17 protein-coding genes are annotated in these 18,202 nt (G+C 35.1%); 8 read left to right on the forward strand and 9 right to left on the reverse strand.

Going from position 1 to position 18,202, the window contains the following annotated elements:
- Positions 1-78 precede the first annotated feature (78 nt).
- Genes hemC through ACGH6P_RS04375 form a run of 4 tightly spaced genes read left to right on the forward strand, consistent with a single transcriptional unit; the run spans position 79 to position 4,105 of the window.
- Positions 79-999: a hydroxymethylbilane synthase gene (gene hemC / locus ACGH6P_RS04360; protein WP_411596810.1), complete on the forward strand. Its 921-nt coding sequence runs from the start codon at positions 79-81 to the stop codon at positions 997-999.
- A complete protein-coding gene (locus ACGH6P_RS04365) occupies positions 996-1,745 on the forward strand; it encodes a uroporphyrinogen-III synthase (RefSeq protein WP_411596811.1) in 750 nt (249 codons plus the stop codon). Before hemC ends, ACGH6P_RS04365 begins: the two co-directional genes overlap by 4 nt.
- 7 nt (positions 1,746-1,752) lie before the next feature.
- A complete protein-coding gene (locus tag ACGH6P_RS04370) occupies positions 1,753-3,195 on the forward strand; it encodes a uroporphyrinogen-III C-methyltransferase (protein ID WP_411596812.1) in 1,443 nt (480 codons plus the stop codon).
- Between the two features lie 10 nt (positions 3,196-3,205).
- Complete coding sequence (locus ACGH6P_RS04375) at positions 3,206-4,105, forward strand: heme biosynthesis HemY N-terminal domain-containing protein (protein ID WP_411596813.1); 900 nt, start codon at positions 3,206-3,208, stop codon at positions 4,103-4,105.
- Positions 4,106-4,150: 45 nt separating this feature from the next.
- Here ACGH6P_RS04375 and ACGH6P_RS04380 read toward each other — a convergent pair whose 3' ends face one another.
- Together ACGH6P_RS04380 and ACGH6P_RS04385 are read right to left on the reverse strand one after the other, a co-directional pair.
- Positions 4,151-4,471 carry an AzlD domain-containing protein gene (locus ACGH6P_RS04380; RefSeq protein WP_411596814.1) on the reverse strand — a complete coding sequence of 107 codons (321 nt, stop codon included), beginning with the start codon at positions 4,469-4,471 and terminating at the stop codon, positions 4,151-4,153.
- Entirely contained in the window at positions 4,468-5,163 is a 696-nt protein-coding gene (locus ACGH6P_RS04385) for an AzlC family ABC transporter permease (protein WP_411596815.1), read from the reverse strand. Before ACGH6P_RS04385 ends, ACGH6P_RS04380 begins: the two co-directional genes overlap by 4 nt.
- Positions 5,164-5,464: 301 nt before the next feature.
- On the opposite strand from ACGH6P_RS04385, the gene gmk reads away from it, so the two are divergent.
- Positions 5,465-6,115, forward strand: a complete 651-nt coding sequence (gene gmk, locus ACGH6P_RS04390; protein WP_411596816.1) for a guanylate kinase — start codon at positions 5,465-5,467, stop codon at positions 6,113-6,115.
- A 92-nt stretch (positions 6,116-6,207) separates the two neighbouring features.
- Here gmk and gloA read toward each other — a convergent pair whose 3' ends face one another.
- Both gloA and ACGH6P_RS04400 read right to left on the reverse strand, forming a co-directional pair.
- Positions 6,208-6,615 (reverse strand): lactoylglutathione lyase, encoded by a 408-nt coding sequence (gene gloA / locus ACGH6P_RS04395; RefSeq protein ID WP_411596817.1) that lies wholly within the window; start codon positions 6,613-6,615, stop codon positions 6,208-6,210.
- Between the two features lie 255 nt (positions 6,616-6,870).
- Positions 6,871-7,365, reverse strand: coding sequence for a glycine zipper 2TM domain-containing protein (locus ACGH6P_RS04400; RefSeq protein WP_267352550.1), 495 nt, complete (start codon positions 7,363-7,365; stop codon positions 6,871-6,873).
- A gap of 392 nt (positions 7,366-7,757) precedes the next feature.
- On the opposite strand from ACGH6P_RS04400, the gene ACGH6P_RS04405 reads away from it, so the two are divergent.
- Positions 7,758-8,267, forward strand: a complete 510-nt coding sequence (locus ACGH6P_RS04405) for a hypothetical protein (protein ID WP_065559380.1) — start codon at positions 7,758-7,760, stop codon at positions 8,265-8,267.
- A gap of 79 nt (positions 8,268-8,346) precedes the next feature.
- A complete protein-coding gene (gene pgm, locus ACGH6P_RS04410) occupies positions 8,347-9,984 on the forward strand; it encodes a phosphoglucomutase (alpha-D-glucose-1,6-bisphosphate-dependent) (RefSeq protein ID WP_411596818.1) in 1,638 nt (545 codons plus the stop codon).
- 401 nt (positions 9,985-10,385) lie between these two features.
- Here pgm and rluB read toward each other — a convergent pair whose 3' ends face one another.
- The 3 genes from rluB to rnm all read right to left on the reverse strand — a co-directional run bounded on the left by rluB (position 10,386) and on the right by rnm (position 13,101).
- Positions 10,386-11,270 (reverse strand): 23S rRNA pseudouridine(2605) synthase RluB, encoded by an 885-nt coding sequence (gene rluB, locus ACGH6P_RS04415; protein ID WP_267360285.1) that lies wholly within the window; start codon positions 11,268-11,270, stop codon positions 10,386-10,388.
- Between the two features lie 266 nt (positions 11,271-11,536).
- Positions 11,537-12,160: an L-threonylcarbamoyladenylate synthase gene (locus tag ACGH6P_RS04420; protein WP_267352547.1), complete on the reverse strand. Its 624-nt coding sequence runs from the start codon at positions 12,158-12,160 to the stop codon at positions 11,537-11,539.
- A gap of 104 nt (positions 12,161-12,264) precedes the next feature.
- Positions 12,265-13,101 carry an RNase RNM gene (rnm, locus tag ACGH6P_RS04425; RefSeq protein WP_267352546.1) on the reverse strand — a complete coding sequence of 279 codons (837 nt, stop codon included), beginning with the start codon at positions 13,099-13,101 and terminating at the stop codon, positions 12,265-12,267.
- Positions 13,102-13,171: 70 nt separating this feature from the next.
- On the opposite strand from rnm, the gene rraB reads away from it, so the two are divergent.
- Positions 13,172-13,570 carry a ribonuclease E inhibitor RraB gene (rraB, locus tag ACGH6P_RS04430; protein WP_267352545.1) on the forward strand — a complete coding sequence of 133 codons (399 nt, stop codon included), beginning with the start codon at positions 13,172-13,174 and terminating at the stop codon, positions 13,568-13,570.
- A gap of 76 nt (positions 13,571-13,646) precedes the next feature.
- On the opposite strand, the gene ACGH6P_RS04435 is transcribed toward rraB, so the two are convergent.
- Complete coding sequence (locus ACGH6P_RS04435) at positions 13,647-16,328, reverse strand: beta-N-acetylhexosaminidase (protein WP_411596819.1); 2,682 nt, start codon at positions 16,326-16,328, stop codon at positions 13,647-13,649.
- Positions 16,329-16,339: 11 nt separating this feature from the next.
- Positions 16,340-17,755 carry an OprD family outer membrane porin gene (locus ACGH6P_RS04440; protein WP_267352543.1) on the reverse strand — a complete coding sequence of 472 codons (1,416 nt, stop codon included), beginning with the start codon at positions 17,753-17,755 and terminating at the stop codon, positions 16,340-16,342.
- Positions 17,756-18,202 lie beyond the last annotated feature (447 nt).

Consider the following 18,202-nt stretch of genomic DNA (forward strand, 5'->3'; position numbering starts at 1 on the left):
AATAACAAACGGTTATTCTTATTCACCTTTAAGACATCAATAATAAAATAACATTAAAAGTATTTATAGGAACATCCATTGAAAATCCGCATTGCAACAAGGAAAAGCCCTTTAGCTCTTTGGCAAGCTAACTATGTTAAACAGCAGCTATTAGCCATTCACCCTGATTTGTCTGTAGAGCTTATCCCTATGGTGACAAAAGGTGATATATTACTTGATAGCCCATTATCAAAAATAGGTGGCAAAGGATTATTTGTTAAACAATTGGAAGAAGCCATTTTAAATAATGAAGCTGATATTGCAGTGCATTCTATAAAAGATATTCCCGTGCATTTTCCCGATGGACTCACACTTGCAACAATCTGCAAACGGGATGATGTCCGAGATGCATTTATTTCAAATCGCTACGAAAATTTATCACAGTTATCTTCTGGTGCGGTGGTTGGTACTTCAAGTTTACGACGACAATGTCAATTACGTGCGCTTTACCCACATTTGCATATTAAAGATTTGCGAGGCAACATTGGTACCCGTTTAGCAAAATTAGACAATCAAGAATATGATGCAATTATTTTAGCCGCTGTAGGATTAAAACGTTTATCATTGCAAGACCGTATTAAACAATATATTGATACTGATGTAATCTTACCTGCTGTCGGTCAAGGGGCAATTGGTATTGAAACACGTGCTAATGATAAGCAAATTTTAGCTTTACTGGCCCCTTTAGATGACCAATATAGTCGAATTTGCATACAAGCTGAAAGAGCAATGAATCAACAATTGCAAGGTGGTTGCCAAGTTCCGATTGCTTGTTATAGCCAAATTTTGGATGATAAGCTATATTTAAAGGGTTTAGTTGGCAAAACAGATGGTTCTACAATAATCAAAGTCCCTTTGTCCGGTAGCATTACTCAAGCAGAACAGTTAGGACGAGATGTCGCTAATGAATTGTTAATGCTTGGTGCTAAAGCAATTTTAGAGGAATTGAATAGCGAATGATTTTCGTCACCCGCCCTTCACCGCAAGGTGAAGCATTGACTAAATTATTAAATCAAGCCAATTTACAGGCTACCCACCTTCCTTTATTTAGGATTTCAGCAGGTAAGGATCTGCTGAATTTACAAAACGATTTAAACCAGTTATTACCAAATGATATTGTTATTGCAGTGTCACCACAAGTCGCAAATGTTATTACCACATTTAATCCGCATCTTAATTTTCCTAAACATTTACAGTATTTTGCCATAGGAAATAAAACGGCGGAACTGATTCGTCAATTAGTCCATAAATCGGTAAGTTTTCCAAAACAAGAAAATAGTGAAGGATTACTTGCCTTATTTGATGCTGATATGGTGAAAAACCGAAGAGTTTTAATTTTACGCGGTGATTCAGGAAGACAGCTAATTGCCGATACATTAAGTGCCAAACAAGCCCAAGTCAAACTGGTAGAGTGTTATTCTCGTCATGCTATATCCTATCCGTTGGACATACTGAGTAATTCCATTGAGCATCAGCTCGTTATCATTACCAGTATAGAACATTTACATCAACTTGAGTTGTATTGCCAAACAGAACATAAAAAACAAGCTTGTTTAGTGGTGACCAGTCTAAGAATTTTTGAGGAAGCTAAGCGCCTAAACTGGCAAAATATTGTTTTAGCCAAAAGCGCAAATAATCAAATTTTATTTAAAACAATGATAAGTCTATGTCATAATAATATCAATTATATAAAATCATCTAAATGAGGTTTTTATGCCGATTCGATTTTATGGAGCTAATGCAACCAGTTCAACGATTAGTACCACCTCATTTAGTAAACCTTTTACAACCGATGCACTAACACAAGTGAACAATATTATGAAAGAAGAAAAAAATACGATGACGACAAATTCAAGTCTAACAACAGAAAAAAAATCGACTTCTTCATCCAGCAAAAATAATGTCAATAAAAAACCCATTTCAAAACTATCGCTTGTAGCTATTGCTTTAACTTTAGGCTTAGGTGGCTTTGTTTTTTATCACGGCCATGAACAAATTGAAAAACAAAATAGCACTATTTCAATGCTCGAAATGGAAATAGCCAATTTAAAACAAACTACCAAGCAGAGTATTGTTAAGGATTTAGAAAGTAATATTAATGATGCAGTAACCAAACAAGACCAGCAGTTTTCTTCGCTTGAAGAGCGTGTTACTAATCAGTTAAATGAGCAACAAAAGTTACAACGACAGTTAACCAATCAAATTAATGACACAATTAGGTTAAATGAACAAAATCTTCATAACTTTAACGAACGATTATCAGCAATGTCGAGCACTGATAATAATGTTTGGCTGATATCGCAAGCTAACTATTTAGTCCATTTAGCAGCTCGAAAAATCTGGAGTGATCAAGATTATACCACTGCCCGTTTGTTGTTAAGAAATGCAGATGAAAGTTTAGCACAAACAAATGATCCCAGTTTATTGCCTGCCAGACAAGCCATTAATAAAGATATCAGTTCGCTTTCTGAATTGAGTTTTATCGATTCTGACGGTATTGTTTTAAATTTAATTAGTCTTTCGGATTCGTTGACCGATCTTCCTTTGGTTGAGAATTATAATGATATTGATCTTGGCTTAACGCAGTATAATGATGCTTTGCCAGTTGATGATTCTCACAGCGCATCTTCAGATGCTGATTCAGAAAATAAAATTGACCCAACTAAAAGTTCCGACAATGTGGTCACTTCGTCAATTTCTGATTGGTCGCATAATTTATGGGCAAACATTGATTCTTTTATGCAAAAATTTATTACCATTGAAAAATTGGATAAAAATGATAATAACTTTGCGACATGTTTGTCACAAGCAGGAAAAGATGAAAAGCAGATCGTTAGATGCCATATTTTAAGTACCCCACTAAATTTAGAACAATCACTGTATCTTCGTGAAAATATTCGTTTCCGTCTGTTAATAGCCGCACAAGCTGTACCTCGACATCAAGAGTTGATTTATCAGCGTTCGCTTAATGATGTTGCTGTTTGGGTTAATGCCTATTTTGATAATAATTCGCCAAGTGTTAAAGCCTTCCTAAGTGATCTTGATAATTTGCAAAATCAAACCATTAGTAATAAAAGTGTTCCTGACAGATTAGCTAGCTTAAGTGAACTTGAGAAGTTAATGCAAACTCGTGTTCGTTCTATGTTGGCTAAATAGGAGAATAATAATGATTAAAATATTAGTTATTTTCTTAGCATTAGTTGGGGGATTCTTTTTAGGGCCTTTATTGCAATTCAATCAAGGTTCAGCTGTATTTATCATCGCCAATTATAAAATTAGCATGTCCTTCAATTCGTTTGTTATTTTATTATTGTTGGCGCTTTTTTGTCTTTATTTGGTTGATCGATTATTTAAAAAAATCTTCAATTCTAAAACAGCTTTCGGTAATTGGCTTCGTTTAAAATCGCCGCATAAAGCAAAAAAATTAATTGAACAAGCACAATTTTTATTACTTGAAGGTAACTATCAACAAGCTGCTAAACTTTTCATGAAAAGTGCTAAGGGGGCAACCAATACAACATTATCTTATTTATTAGCTGCACAAGCGAATATTGATAATGATCAGTTGATTCAAGCCAACCAAATGCTCGAAGCAGCAGCTGCGACTTGCCAACCTAGCGAAAAATTTGCTTTCCAATTGGTTCAAGTTCGCTTACAGCTTAAGAATCATGAATATGATAATGCTCATACTATTATTGAAAGTTTGTTAAATGAAAAGCCACGTAATGCCGAAGTGTTAAGGCTTGCAGATCAACTTTATTATGAAATGGGTAATTATCAAGCTGTCATTGATTTATTACCTATTATGTATAAAGTGAAAACGTATAGTGATTCTCAATTAGATCAGTTTAAACAAGCTGCTTATATTGCTCGAATCAAACAGTTATCAACCGATAATGATCCGCTTGCGTTAATTAAATGGTGGAAATCACAACCAAAAGCTATACTTAATAATACTGCGTATCAAAAAGCAATGGCTAACTACCTTAAACAACTTGGTCAAACTGTCGAAGCAGATAAATTGCTGGAATCAGTGGCTAAAATTAAAGATCAAGAAAGAACGTAAAAACAGGGCGACAAGCCCTGTTTTTTAGGTATAAAATATTTTGTATTATAAAAAATATCGAATCAACGCCATAAAGCACATCCCTGTCACAACAATGCACATCAGATTTTTCATCAATAAAGCCACTAAAATAGTGGGAAGACTAGCTAAACAGTATTCGATCTTAAAATCAGGAAAATGCCCTTGTTTTGCAATAAAGAGGTTCTGTACAAAAAGTGCCGTTAAGATACAAAGTGGAACATACGATAAAAATCGAATCACAATATCAGGCAAATGTAACTTTCTAACAAGTATAAAAGGAATAATTCGAGGTAACCATGTTACCAATCCACATCCTATAATGATGAGTAAACTATAAGTAGTCATACTTTACGCTCCATCGCTATTCCCATAAAACATCCAGCAAATGTGCTAATTAATATTGCCATTTCAGGGGATACAAATCGCATTAAGATGATCAGCAGTACTGAAACAGTGAGCATAACAAGAATCTTGTTAGAAATACTTTTTGTTTTGTCACCTATCAACTGTAAATAAAGTAAACCGATAAACATAGCCACTAAAGCATAATCCAGACCAAACATAGTGGGATCGGGTAACCACTCACCGATTAAAGCACCTATTAAGCAGGATAATATCCAAGCAACATAAGCGGTGACATTCAGTCCATGCATCCATATGGCGTTGACAGGTTTATGATTGGCAATTGCATTCATGGCCACTGCAAAACTCTCATCTGTGAGCAAACTACCAATACCAATATTATCCAGTAATGAAAAACGGCGAAAAGAAGGCGCAGTAGCCATGCTCATTAAAAAATGGCGGGAATTAACCAGAAAAACAGTAAAAATAATGGCTGAAATGGGTGTAGCAACTAACATTAACCCAGCTATGATAAATTGAGCCGCTCCAGCATAAACAATCACAGCAAGTAGAGTTACTTCTAAAATCGTTAAATTTGCCGATTTTCCTACAACGCCAGCAGCAATACCTATACCAACGTAGCCTAATAACGTTGGAATACAAGCATAAACACCATCTTTAAATGTGAGTGACATAACGCATTCTCTTGATAAAAACTTCATCATAATTATTAACACGGTACTGTCAAACAATAAATGATTAATCTTAAAATTTATTTTAAATGAAATGATTGACCAGTTTGTTATGCGTTTTCAGTCTAGGCAAAATATTCACTTATTTTAACAAGGATCACATTAACGTAATTACACTCAGTAATGTAGTTTGATCAGGTTAATAGTAATTATTAAGATAAATAGTTCGACTATGCACCACTCCGCCTGTAAATTTGTTATAATCCTTTAAATTGTTTTTTAAGATAATCAAAATCGATTTTATATGAAAAATAACATATCAAACCAGTATACGGGTACACTTTTTATTATTTCGGCTCCGAGTGGAGCAGGAAAGTCAAGTTTGATTCGGGCTTATTTAGAGCAAAAAAATCAGTATCCGGCAAAAGTTTCAATTTCGCATACCACCCGAGCGCCAAGACCAGGCGAAGAACATGGTGAAGATTATTATTTTGTGGATCATGACCATTTTGAGTCATTGATTAGTCAGCAGGCATTTGTCGAATATGCAAACGTATTTGATCACTATTATGGTACTTCGAAAGCAGAAATTGAGCAAAGCTTATTACAAGGAGTTAACGTATTTTTAGATATTGATTGGCAAGGTGCACAGCAAGTTAGAGAAAAAATGCCACAATCCAAAAGTATTTTTATCTTACCGCCCTCGTTAGCAGAACTTGAACATCGTCTTATTAAGCGAGGACAAGATACCGAACAAGTTATTTGTAAAAGAATGGCAAAAGCACAAGCTGAAATTTCACATTATCATGAATATGACTATGTGATTATTAATGATGATTTTAACACTTCATTAAACGCCCTTAATTCTATCATTATTGCAGCAAGTTTAGAGCGTGATAAACAAGAAGTCATTCATCAATCATTCTTCACAAAACTTTTAACGCACAATAATTAATAATCATGCTGATATAGTTGAGTACTAATCATTTGATACTTATTTAATACACATATCGCCGATGTTATCGGCGATATATAAAAGCGTTAGCGTTAATTACCTAGTCCTTGTTCAGCCTGATCATTCTGAATAAGTTCTATCTTATAACCGTCGGGATCTTCAACAAAGGCAATAATGGTCGTTCCACCTTTCACGGGACCAGCTTCACGGGTTACGTTACCACCAGCAAGTTTAACGTCTTCACACATTTTGGCGACATCATCAACACCAATAGCAATATGACCAAATGCATTACCATGGTCATACTCTTGCGTTCCCCAGTTATACGTTAGCTCAATAACGGAACTGACAGATTCATCATCATAACCGACGAAAGCTAACGAATATTTGTATTCTGTATTTTCACTTGTTCTTAATACTTTCATTCCCATAACTTGAGTATAAAAATCAATAGAACGTTGTAAGTCTCCTACACGTATCATCGTATGTAAAATGCGCATTGCTAAAATATTCCTTTTTATTAGTGAAATTAATATTGAGTTTATATGTTCATATTTAGTGACGCAAATTTTTTTGATGTCATAGCAGGCAAAACATTATCAACCGAGTGATAAAACGTTTAGTAGTTTAGATGAAGTAGAGTATGAAATCGCTTTCATATAAAATAGATAGAAAGACTTTTATTTATACAAGGTATAAACAAAAGTCTTGGAATGTAAACTAATAATAAATGGGTTAGTAACTTTTAATGACAACTATTGTGTTGAAGTAGTATAACGAGGAGAAGCACTTATCTGCCTTCCATTACTCACTAATCTAACTTGTTGACCAACATAAAACTCTTTGGTTGTGCCTTTTTGCACAATCACAATATTTGCACCATTTGCTTGCTTAATTTCTAATTCAACCGCATTTGATTGGCTTGCTTTATCCTCGATTGTGTTACCAATTAACGCACCACCAATCGCACCTGTTGCAACGGCTAAAGCTCTACCGGCTCCATCACCAATGGTGTTACCAAGTACACCACCAATCACGGCACCACCTAATGAACCTACCACATTTTCACTTCGTCCATTAGATGCATTTGTTTGAATTTTAACTGGTCTTACTGAAACAACAGTGCCATAACTTACTTGTTGAACTTGTTTTGCTTGATCGGTTGTATAAACATCGCCAGAATAGATATCACTATTACTACATCCCGAAAGGATAGCAACTATGATACTTGTTAAAACAATTTTTTTCATATTTGATTCCCCATATATATTATTGAAGTTATACTTTTTTTGTCAGATTAAGCATAATATTCTTTTACAATAACAACAATATCTTTTTCATTATTTTATCAATAGATAATACAATTTACATTTAAGTTGGAGTATACTCAAGTTAATAGTTTATATGACATACAATAAGTATATGAAACGGTTATTTTTTCAATTATTATTATCAGTTATGATATCGGCCTGTCATAATTCATATCAACAACAAAAAAATGACGTAATAACAAACATTAAGCCGCAAGATGAGGTTCATAATGATTGTTTAAATAATAGCGTAACACAAAACTTACATAAAATTGACAATATTGCTGTACAAGGGTGTCCAGTAAGATAATCTAATAGGCATAATTAACATAATGAAAACTATCGAAATTGACGACGAATTATATAAATTTATTGCAGGGCAAACAAAACACATCGGTGAAGATGCATCAAGTATATTGCGACGTTTGTTAAAAATAGAAGCGGATCCTGTTAACTCAAACGCCAAAGTTCATTTAGAAAGTCATTACTCCATGTTCAATGATTTGTTAACCAGCGATACCTTTACGAATGAAAAATCGATTATCAGTCGTTTTTTATTATTACTCGCTGCACTTTATAACTATAATCCAGCACTTTTTGCCATTGCGGCGACATCGCTTCATGGTAGTAAACGCCAATATCTAGCCAAAGATAAAAAATCTTTAGAGATTTCGGGTAAAAATACTAAACCTCGTGAAATTATTGGCACACCTTATTGGGTAATCAGTAATACCAATACGGCAAGAAAAATTTATATCATTGAATCAATCATGAGCGACATGGGGATTTCAGAAAATACGATTAACCAAATTAAAGATGTGTTTTCAACATCAGTGAAATAAAATTTCTGTGGTCACATATTAATCAGAAAAGCGCTGTAACCATTATCAAATGATTAAAAATTATGTAGAGGAGCGAAAAATGGCAAACCATAGCCGAGCGGGATTATTAGCTAAACCTTCTGATCTAATCAATGTGGAAACCTTACAAGATAACTATTTTCGAATTAAACCCGATACCGATAATATCAGCCAATTGGTGATTTTCGGCACTTCAGGACATCGAGGTAGTTCAAATAAAGGCACATTCAATGAAGCCCATATACTCGCTATCGCTCAAGCTATTGCCGAATACCGTAAATCCCATGGTATCACTGGTCCTTGTTTTATTGGCCAAGATACGCATGCTTTATCTGAATTAGCGCTCAAATCAGTGCTTGAAGTGTTCGTTGCTAACGAACAGACTGTTGTTATTGCACATGATTGGGGATATACCCCTACTCCAGTTATTTCACATGCAATTTTAACGTATAATCAAGATAAAAAATCACAGCTTGCTGATGGTATTGTCATTACTCCTTCCCATAATCCCCCAGAAGATGGTGGAATTAAATATAATCCAACAAATGGTGGCCCTGCTGATACTGACATCACTAAACAAATCGAACATCGAGCAAATGAACTCCTTAAACAGCAATTAGACGGTGTGAAAAGGGTCTCATTAGACAAAGCCACTCATTCACAATTTATTCATACCAAAGAATATGAGACTGATTATATTAACGATCTGGAAAACATTGTTGATCTTGCATTGATTAAATCTTCATCGCTTAAAATAGGCGTTGATCCATTAGGTGGCGCAGGTATTACCTATTGGCCCCGAATTGCTGAAAAGTATGGTCTGAATCTTGATATTGTAAATAACAAAATTGATCCTACCTTTAGTTTTATGCATTTAGATCACGACGAAGTGATCAGAATGGATTGTTCCAGCCGCTGGGCAATGGATGGTTTGTTAAATTTAAAAGACAAGTTTGATCTAGCATTCGGTAATGACACCGATTTTGATCGCCATGGGATCGTTACGCCAAAAGGATTAATGAACCCAAACGCTTATCTTTCAGCTTGTGTAAATTATTTATTTCAGCACCGTCCAGAATGGCATAAAGATGTTGCCATTGGCAAAACAGTGGTGACAAGTTCAATGATAGATCGCGTTGCAAACAGTCTAAACCGAAAATTTTTAGAATACCCTGTTGGTTTTAAATGGTATGCCCAAGGACTTTATGATGGTCAATTAGGTTTTGCCGGTGAAGAAAGTGCAGGCGCATCATTTTTACGAACGAATGGTAAAGTTTGGTCAACCGATAAAGATGGGATTATTTTATGTCTACTGGCAGCAGAAATGACTGCCAAAATAGGCAAAAACCCTCAAGAACAATATCAACAACTTGAGGATAAATTTGGTGTTTCTTATTATGGCAGAATTCAGGCACCCGCATCATTTGCTGAGAAACAAAAACTAGCCAAACTTGATGCAAGCCAACTGACAACCAATCAACTTGCGGGTGAAAAAATTACCCAATGTTTAACCACTGCGCCAGCTAATCATGCTCCTATTGGTGGATTGAAAGTTATCACTGAAAATGGCTGGTTTGCAGCCCGACCTTCTGGCACTGAAGATGCGTATAAAATTTATGCGGAAAGTTTTATCAGCAATCAGCATTTAGCTTTACTTCAAGAAGAAGCACAACAAATTGTTGCTAATGCCATTAAGTAATTGAAACAAAAAAGCCGACGTTATGTCGGCTTTTAATTATGAATGTACGAAAAATATTTTTATTGTTTGTTTTTTTTAGGTAGTTGTACATAGCTTAATGAAATATGCTTAATACACCTTCATTGTGAACATTTGACGGTTAATGTTTTCGTAGTCATTTTACTTTATTTATATTTGTTAATTTCAAGTTATTTAAGTCTAAATTTGGAAAATCTACAACAACAATAACAAGGTCTAAACCACAATTGAGTGACCAAATAATTTATAAATTAAAATTAAGTTTATCAACTTAATCAATGTAGTTAATGATAATTGGTTTACTGTCTATGTAAGAAAAATTGGATAGATGTCATCATATCCCCAATAAATTGATGTTTTTTATTGAGGATGTGATTTAGTTTTTAGATTCGTGTTGGTTTTTTGGCTGTGGCTTGTCTTGATGATTTTGACAAGTTGTTAAGTTTAGTTCTTTTTGGTCTGAAACTACGTTTATCCGTTTTGGCGTCAATGAATGATTTGGATTCTTTTGCTAATCCGACAATATCACGTAGATAATTAACCGAATCAATACTTAACTCCATCCAAGTTCCTCGTGATAAACCTTTAGGCAAGGTTATATTGCCATAACGAATACGCAGCAAACGGCTTACTTGTACATCAATCGCTTCCCACATTCGTCGCACTTCACGGTTACGCCCTTCAGTTATGACGACATTAAACCACTGATTTAAACCATCACCACCTTGCGCTTTTACAGATTTAAAAGAAGCTGGGCCATCTTCAAGTTGCACCCCTTTGCGTAATTGATTAACTTGCTGATCAGTCACATTTCCAAATACACGTACCGCATATTCACGTTCTATTTCATGACGAGGATGCATTAATCGATTAGCCAATTCACCATCTGTGGTAAAAAGGAGTAAACCGGAAGTATTAATATCCAATCGTCCAATATTAATCCAACGGGCATTTTTTAAACGCGGTAATCGAGCAAAAACCGTTGCTCGCCCTTGAGGATCGCTTCGCGAACAGATTTCCCCTTCAGGTTTGTAATAGGCTAATACACGACAAACCGTTTTTTCTTTACTTCTTAGCTGAACTAAGTGTCCATTAATTCGAATTTTAGGGTTAGCATTTACATCAACCCTATCACCTAATGTTGCAATTTTTCCGTCAACGCTAATTTTTCCTGCGGCTATCATCGCCTCAATTTCACGACGTGAGCCATTACCTAAATTAGCTAACACTTTTTGCAACTTTTCAGTATTGTCATTTACCTTTTTCATATTTTCCTCGCTACCTTCACAGGTATCAGATTAACTATATCTTTGTTCGTTTTGTGAAAAACGACAGTTTACTCATATTGCTTTACTAGCATTACAATTAATACGATAGTGCTCAGCTTGACTAACTTAAAAATGGATAGTGTTTACCAAACAAAATCTTTAGATTATCCATAATTTGAACTTCAATATTTCAAAAACACATAATAAATAGCTACCATGATTAAATAATCCAGATGCTTTTAATAGTGAGCTCTTGAAATATTTGATCACGATTCAAAAGGTTTTATATCACCACTTCCTTGACGAATAATATCAGGGTAATCATTTGTTAAATCAATAACGGTTGTAGGTTGTTGACCTATATAACCACCATGGACAACAGCATCAAGTAGATGTCCAATTCTATCCTCAATTTCATCCGGATCGGATTGCGCTTCCTCTTCATTTGGTAAAATTAACGTTGTGGTCATCAATGGTTGCCCTAATAGATCCAGTAACGCTAAATCAATTTTGTTGTCCGGTATACGCAACCCTATGGTTTTTCGTTTGTCATTCATCAAGCGACGTGGTACTTCTTTACTTGCAGGTAGAATAAAAACGTATTTACCGGGCGTATTATTTTTTAACAGTCGAAACGTAATATTATCGACCATTGCATAGGAAGATAATTCCGATAAATCTCGACACATCAACGTAAAATTATGATATTTATCAAGCTGTCGTATTTTACAAATACGCTCAACACCATTTTTATTATCAAGCAAGCAACCTAATGAATAACCGGAATCAGTAGGAAAAGCGATAACGCCACCCTCTTTTAAGATTTTAACAACTTGTTCTAATAATCGATTTTGAGGATTGTCCGGATGAATATAAAAAGTTTGGCTCATAATGTTCTTCTATATTAATATTAAATTTAAAACACTTTTTACAATGTCAGATTGGCTATCATGAAGGTTGATAGCATGTTAACTTAAAGCAATTTTAGTCCATATTAATTTAGTTTCCAATTATGCCAAATCGGTGTGACACTGCCTGGCAAAGGAGGCGTTTTTCCTAAATCTAAATAGTTAACCAGATCATGAAAATCCGAACCTTGCGAAGCAAGCAGTTCAAATTCGTTGGCTAATTTAGCTAATCGCTGTAAGTCATCTTGTGTTTGTCGGCTTTGCGAAACTTCAATGGCATCACCACCCCAAGTTTTGAAATCATTAATTAATAATTTTAATTTAGTGCCAGTTAAATCATAACGAGTCGGATGCGCTAATACTGCAAGTCCACCTGCCACATGAATCGCCGCTATTGCCTCTTCAATACTACACCATTTTGCTGGTACATAAGCATATCCACTTTTTCCCAGATATTTTTTAAATGCCGTTTTCACATCTTTGACCAAACCTTGAGCAACAAGAAATCGAGCAAAGTGTGCACGAGACACAATATCCCCCTTTGAAAAAGTCTTTGCTTGTTCATAAGCGTTATCAATATGTAACTTAGCCAATTTATGGCTAATTGCCATTGCGCGATCAATCCGACCTTGTTCTTGAGCTTGAAGCAATGTTAATAATTGTTGATTTTCAATATCAATATTCAATCCAACAATATGAATTTCATTATTTTTCCAAGCGGTTGATATTTCAACTCCACTCACCAGTTTAACCGGAAGATTTTCAGTTAAGATCAACTTTTGCGCTTCAGGAATTCCTTTTATGGTATCGTGATCCGTTATCGCTAATATGTCAATTTGGTTATCGACAGCACGTTTAACCAGCTCGCTTGGTGATAGAACACCATCAGAGGCTATAGTATGAGAATGCAAATCTACGATCACTTTTTTCTCGAAAATTATTTTTAAACGTGTAATATACCACACAATTTGCGTGACCACTAAAAGGTATATTATGAAAGATCAAATTCTGCTTGCCCAACAAGATACTCAATCAATTATTGATGAACTTTTAGAAGATGGGAGTGATCCCCATGCGCTGTATTTGATAGAACATCATATTTCTTCAGAAAACTTTGATAAACTTGAAAAAGTTGCAGTAGAAGCCTATAAATTAGGTTATGAAGCAACAGATCCTGATGAAGATGTCGATGATTCTGGTAACGTTATTATTGGTTTTGATATCATCGCTGAAAGCCCCCTCAGTGCTGATTTAATCAATGCACAAATTGCCCAAATTATGACGTTGGCGCACCAATTTAATGTGAATTATGACGGTTGGGGCACTTATTTTGAAGACGGAAGTGACGATATTTTAGATGATAGCGTCTTTGACAATGAAACGTTACATTAATAGCCTAGAAACATTGAACTAATTATTTACCATTCTTATCCAATGGTGATTGGATAAAAATGGTAAACTGTTTCGATTACTCGTTAACTTGCTCAATACGGCTTATTCTTTTTCGATCAGCTGAAAGACTACGTACTGATACAACATCACCTTTTTTAATTGTCACGGGATCAGTATAGCGATGCCAATTTTTACCATTATCCATCGAATATTCTATAATTAATCCCGGAAAAACAATATTAGCATTGAGCTGATTGTTCTCAATTTTAGCCCCTGGGATAGGTAATCGATAATCTATTCCCATTAAATCCAATTTCGCTAATTCTCGCTGACCAACTAAGTTAGCAAAACGTACCCAATCTTGCCGTAATTTTTGTTGATCCACATACTGTGTTTTCCCTTGTATGAATTCACGATCTTTTTGATAACTAAGTTCCCAATCGGCTTGGTGCCACGCTCTTTCTGCCACCGCTAGCAAACGAGGAAATGCCATATATTCCATTTTATTATCGCTACGAATATCTTCTGTCCAAATTTGCGCAGATAATCCGTAAGCGCCCGACCAATTAAGTGTACCTTTAGCGGTGAATGGATTGCCGTCGCGGTCTAACGACGTTTCAGCATTTTGAGGTAAGTTATCAGGCGCAAAAGTAAATATTTTACGTTCATCATTGTAACGTGTAGCCCAATAATAACCGCTTTCTTTAGGATTGACTTCGTATGGCATATCTAAATAGACATAATCCGGATTCGAAATAATGACTTGATAGCCTTTATTTGCCCATTCATTGACTGAGTCAGCCCCACCCCAATAAAGAGTATCCCAAAAGTTCACCGTGACTTTATCAACAGCAAAAGATTTAGCACTGTCGGCATGTTTCATGCCGTCTTGCCAAGCCTGCATATGGTCAATACCATGTTCCTTAATGATAGTACTAACCTGCTCAGCAAAATAACTTGGTAGATGTTCAATTTGTTTGACAATACCCTTAGATATAAAAGCTTGGCATGCTTGTGATTTAGCCCATGGATGGTCTTCATTGCTTTGATCGATAATACCTTTAAAAGCAACTTTTTCTTTAAGCTGTAAATCTTGGTAGCCAGATCCTAAATGGATATTTTTAGCTTCATCACCACCAAAATGCCAAGTTGTCAAAGGTTGGCCTGCCTCGATGTGCATGCTAGCTATTTCATCAATAATCTTATTTACAAACCGTTTAGACGAGTCAAGACAAGGGTTTAAATAACTTAATCGATTATAAAATTGAACAGTTGTCGTGTTAGAAGTATCCGTTGGGTCAACTAAACGGAATTCGTTCGCTTGCTGTTCTTTACCTTCTTTCATTAAACGGTTATAACGTGCTTCCATAGAGACAATCGCCGCTCTAGCATGAGCAGGCATATCAATCTCTGGGATGACCTCAATAAACCGTGCTTTAGCGTATTTAATAATTTCAATATAGTCTTGACGACTTAAATATCCCGAGCCAGATGTATTACTATCAGGGCCAGATCCTAATTGAGGAAGTAAACAAGTTTGTTCAGTAAGATCATGGCAACGTTTACTACCAATTTCGGTGAGTTCTGGTAATCCTGGGATCTCAATTCGCCAACCTTCATCATCACTTAAATGAAAATGAAATTTATTCATTTTATATTTTGCCATTTGATCTAATAAACGCAAAATGGCCTGTTTAGATTTAAAATTACGGCCAATATCAAGCATGACACCACGATATTCAAATCGAGGCGAGTCAATGACATTAAGTGTTGGAATGGTATGAGAATGATCGACATAAATTGTCGATAAAATGGATTGGATCGCATAAAAAATTCCAGTCTCATCATAAGCTGTTATGGTTGCTTTGTCTTTGTTGATTACTAACTGATAAGCCCCTGCTTGCTTTTGGGAAAATTGTTGAGGTTCGATTGTTGCTTGTATTTTAAAGCCTTGTTGAGTAATCGGGATATTTAATGCTTTAAATTCAGTCTGTATAACAGCTAAACTGTCTTGATTTAATCCATTTAAAACTAAATTTACCCCTTGCGAATCGAGCGTTATATCTTCATTTCCAATGGATATTTTACTTGGTGTTGGCAAGATTTGCCCACGTAATGCTTCTGCCGATAAGTTTTCAATATCGGCATTATATTGAAAACGATTGACGGGTGTCATTAAAATATTATGATCATCAGCCGTTCTTTTCCAGTGTTGATTAATTGGCGACACAAATGCCGATAAATTATCAGAATCTGTATTGGTATTTGCTATAATTTTAGGGGTTGCATTGGTCGATGTCACATACCAACGAGGCATTATATCACTTTCGCTCAAGATCCAATATTCACCAATCATAGGAATTTCGATAGTGCTTTTAGCAGGAAAACCAACAAATTTATCCGTCGGCTCAATTTTATGAAGATCGCCTGTTAGGTGTGTAATTTTAAACTGATCATTGTCAACGGACAAAATCATACGAATACTACTAAAATAAATTGCCCAATCTTTATCATTAATTGCTGAACCTTTATTTGTTAACGAAATAGTCACTTTATTACATGCAGCCCAATCCGCACCTAAAGTAGCACAATTGATACCATGATCATTTGCCTGATTATCATTAACAGTATATTTAACATTAAGTTGAGCACTCATTACATCAACTGTCTTTTGATTTGCATAAGCTGATTGTGTAACGCCTACACTTAATAAAGAGGCTATCGAGGTTGCAAGTATTGCAGTTTTAAGCTTTTTCATTATTTTTTTACCTATTTTTGTTTTGCATTAAATATAGTGAATGGAACGGTAACAATAAATTTGATATCTCGTTCATCTTGGAAAATATTGCCATAACCTTCACTCCAGCTTGGTATTTTTGAGTGGTTATTATATTTGGTATAATGTAACTGGAAAGAGGTGTTTTTAGCAAAACCTTGTGGTACGGTATAACCTAAATCGAAGTTATAAGCTGATTCAATCAACCGTCTTTTTTGGTCAAAATCTTTATTAGTACTTGGTTTAGCATCCCAGCCATAAGCATACGAAGCGCCAGTTCTCCAACCAGATAAATAGTGTGATAGATGACTTAAATCATAGGTAACTTCTGCAAATAATGCTTTTTCACCATTGGCATTAAAATCTGAACGTGAATTCCACCAGACATCTAAACGACCATTTGAGGAAGCATAATCAGGCGTCATTCGTTGTAAGAAGAATCCTTGTTCACCTTCTGCTTTAACTGCTACACCTTCAAGACGTAACCCTACTGGCCCCATTTGATAACCTAACGTCGCAGCTTGTAACCATGCTAAACCATCATATACTTTAGCCCCCTTATGAGACTGATCTTTCGCACCATAAAATTGATAACTCATTGTTAACGGGTTATCCAAAATATCTAATTGATAAGACGCTTTACCAAAAAACTGATTCATATAGTTATGGGATTGACCAAATGCGCCTTCTAGCACGACATTATTTTTAAAATCATACTTTAAACCAGCAGAATGTAAGTAATCGATCTTTCTTCCTTTTTGCCATTGTCTAAATTCATAAAGTCGTTTATACCAAGGTGCTTTATATTTATCTGCCCACATATAGGACATAGATAACACCCCCGCAGAATCAAAATCAAGCTTTGTACCAAATTCAACGCCTCGATAAGTGCCTGGTAATAAACTCCAGTGTGGAGCAAGCAACGTTTGTCCTGACGGTTGAATATACCCCGCTTTGAGCCAAAATAGTTCATCAAGTTTGAAGTTCATTTGGGCTTTATAGAAACTAAGACCACTAATATCTTTTTTCCAATTTTCGTCCCAACGATTATTGGCACCACTAAAACCGATTTCATTAGGATGACCATTACCACCATTACTGACTTCCCAAGCACCATAGCCGCCCAATTCTAAAGCAAACATATCGGCTATATAACCTGTTTTAAAATCCAGATTGGTATTGAAAGAAGTATGCCTTAGGTTTTTCTCATATTTATGTTGAGTGACATTCTTTCTTTCCCGATCACGATTCCAAAAAAAGACATTACCGGTTAATGAAGCATCCTCAACAAAGGGATGGGTATATTCTGCTTGTGCAGGCAACGCACTGATTAAAATGGAGCAAGACAAAATGAGCTTAGTGATACGACTGAGTGAACGAGTGGTTAATAGGGGGTTATAAAAATTCATATCTGCTTCCTTGAAATGACTTTTTTAAATCAACGATCAGATTAGTCCGTTAACAACTTATCTTTATGGATCAAAAAATCATTTTCTACCTAAAATCAATAAAATACGACAAAATTAATGTCAATCTTCTGTACAAACAATTGGTTAAATTTACTAAATTAATCTAAAACTCCTGTGAATAAGGTGTTTTTATAATGCATAAACATATTTTGGTTATCAAATTAAATGTTGTTAAATCGTGATCCGAATCACCAAAACACCCCTTTTTTTTTCTAATTTTTCGATAAATATCACAACTTTTTTTATATTAAAAAATAAGAAAAGATTAATAGAGTTTTGAATTAACCCATACGATCGCTTAACGCATTCAGATTTATAAATCCTATGTTTAAATAAATTTGCTTGTCAGAAATGAAAATATAGGGAGGGGAAAAAAGAAAAATCAAA

The organism is Gilliamella sp. CG25 (assembly GCF_046635705.1).
In the GTDB taxonomy this organism is placed as follows: domain Bacteria; phylum Pseudomonadota; class Gammaproteobacteria; order Enterobacterales; family Orbaceae; genus Gilliamella; species Gilliamella apicola_I.

Excerpts from the sequence above, each read along its gene's own strand:
- ACGH6P_RS04400 (WP_267352550.1), bottom strand. The coding sequence starts at position 7,365 with ATGAAAAAAATTGTTTTAACAAGTATCATAGTTGCTATCCTTTCGGGA.
- gloA (WP_411596817.1), bottom strand. The coding sequence starts at position 6,615 with ATGCGCATTTTACATACGATGATACGTGTAGGAGACTTACAACGTTCT.
- ACGH6P_RS04365 (WP_411596811.1), top strand. The coding sequence starts at position 996 with ATGATTTTCGTCACCCGCCCTTCACCGCAAGGTGAAGCATTGACTAAA.
- ACGH6P_RS04440 (WP_267352543.1), bottom strand. The coding sequence starts at position 17,755 with ATGAATTTTTATAACCCCCTATTAACCACTCGTTCACTCAGTCGTATC.
- pgm (WP_411596818.1), top strand. The coding sequence starts at position 8,347 with ATGGCAAACCATAGCCGAGCGGGATTATTAGCTAAACCTTCTGATCTA.
- ACGH6P_RS04405 (WP_065559380.1), top strand. The coding sequence starts at position 7,758 with ATGAAAACTATCGAAATTGACGACGAATTATATAAATTTATTGCAGGG.
- rraB (WP_267352545.1), top strand. The coding sequence starts at position 13,172 with ATGAAAGATCAAATTCTGCTTGCCCAACAAGATACTCAATCAATTATT.
- rluB (WP_267360285.1), bottom strand. The coding sequence starts at position 11,270 with ATGAAAAAGGTAAATGACAATACTGAAAAGTTGCAAAAAGTGTTAGCT.
- ACGH6P_RS04435 (WP_411596819.1), bottom strand. The coding sequence starts at position 16,328 with ATGAAAAAGCTTAAAACTGCAATACTTGCAACCTCGATAGCCTCTTTA.
- ACGH6P_RS04385 (WP_411596815.1), bottom strand. The coding sequence starts at position 5,163 with ATGTCACTCACATTTAAAGATGGTGTTTATGCTTGTATTCCAACGTTA.
- ACGH6P_RS04375 (WP_411596813.1), top strand. The coding sequence starts at position 3,206 with ATGATTAAAATATTAGTTATTTTCTTAGCATTAGTTGGGGGATTCTTT.
- ACGH6P_RS04380 (WP_411596814.1), bottom strand. The coding sequence starts at position 4,471 with ATGACTACTTATAGTTTACTCATCATTATAGGATGTGGATTGGTAACA.
- ACGH6P_RS04370 (WP_411596812.1), top strand. The coding sequence starts at position 1,753 with ATGCCGATTCGATTTTATGGAGCTAATGCAACCAGTTCAACGATTAGT.
- ACGH6P_RS04420 (WP_267352547.1), bottom strand. The coding sequence starts at position 12,160 with ATGAGCCAAACTTTTTATATTCATCCGGACAATCCTCAAAATCGATTA.
- gmk (WP_411596816.1), top strand. The coding sequence starts at position 5,465 with ATGAAAAATAACATATCAAACCAGTATACGGGTACACTTTTTATTATT.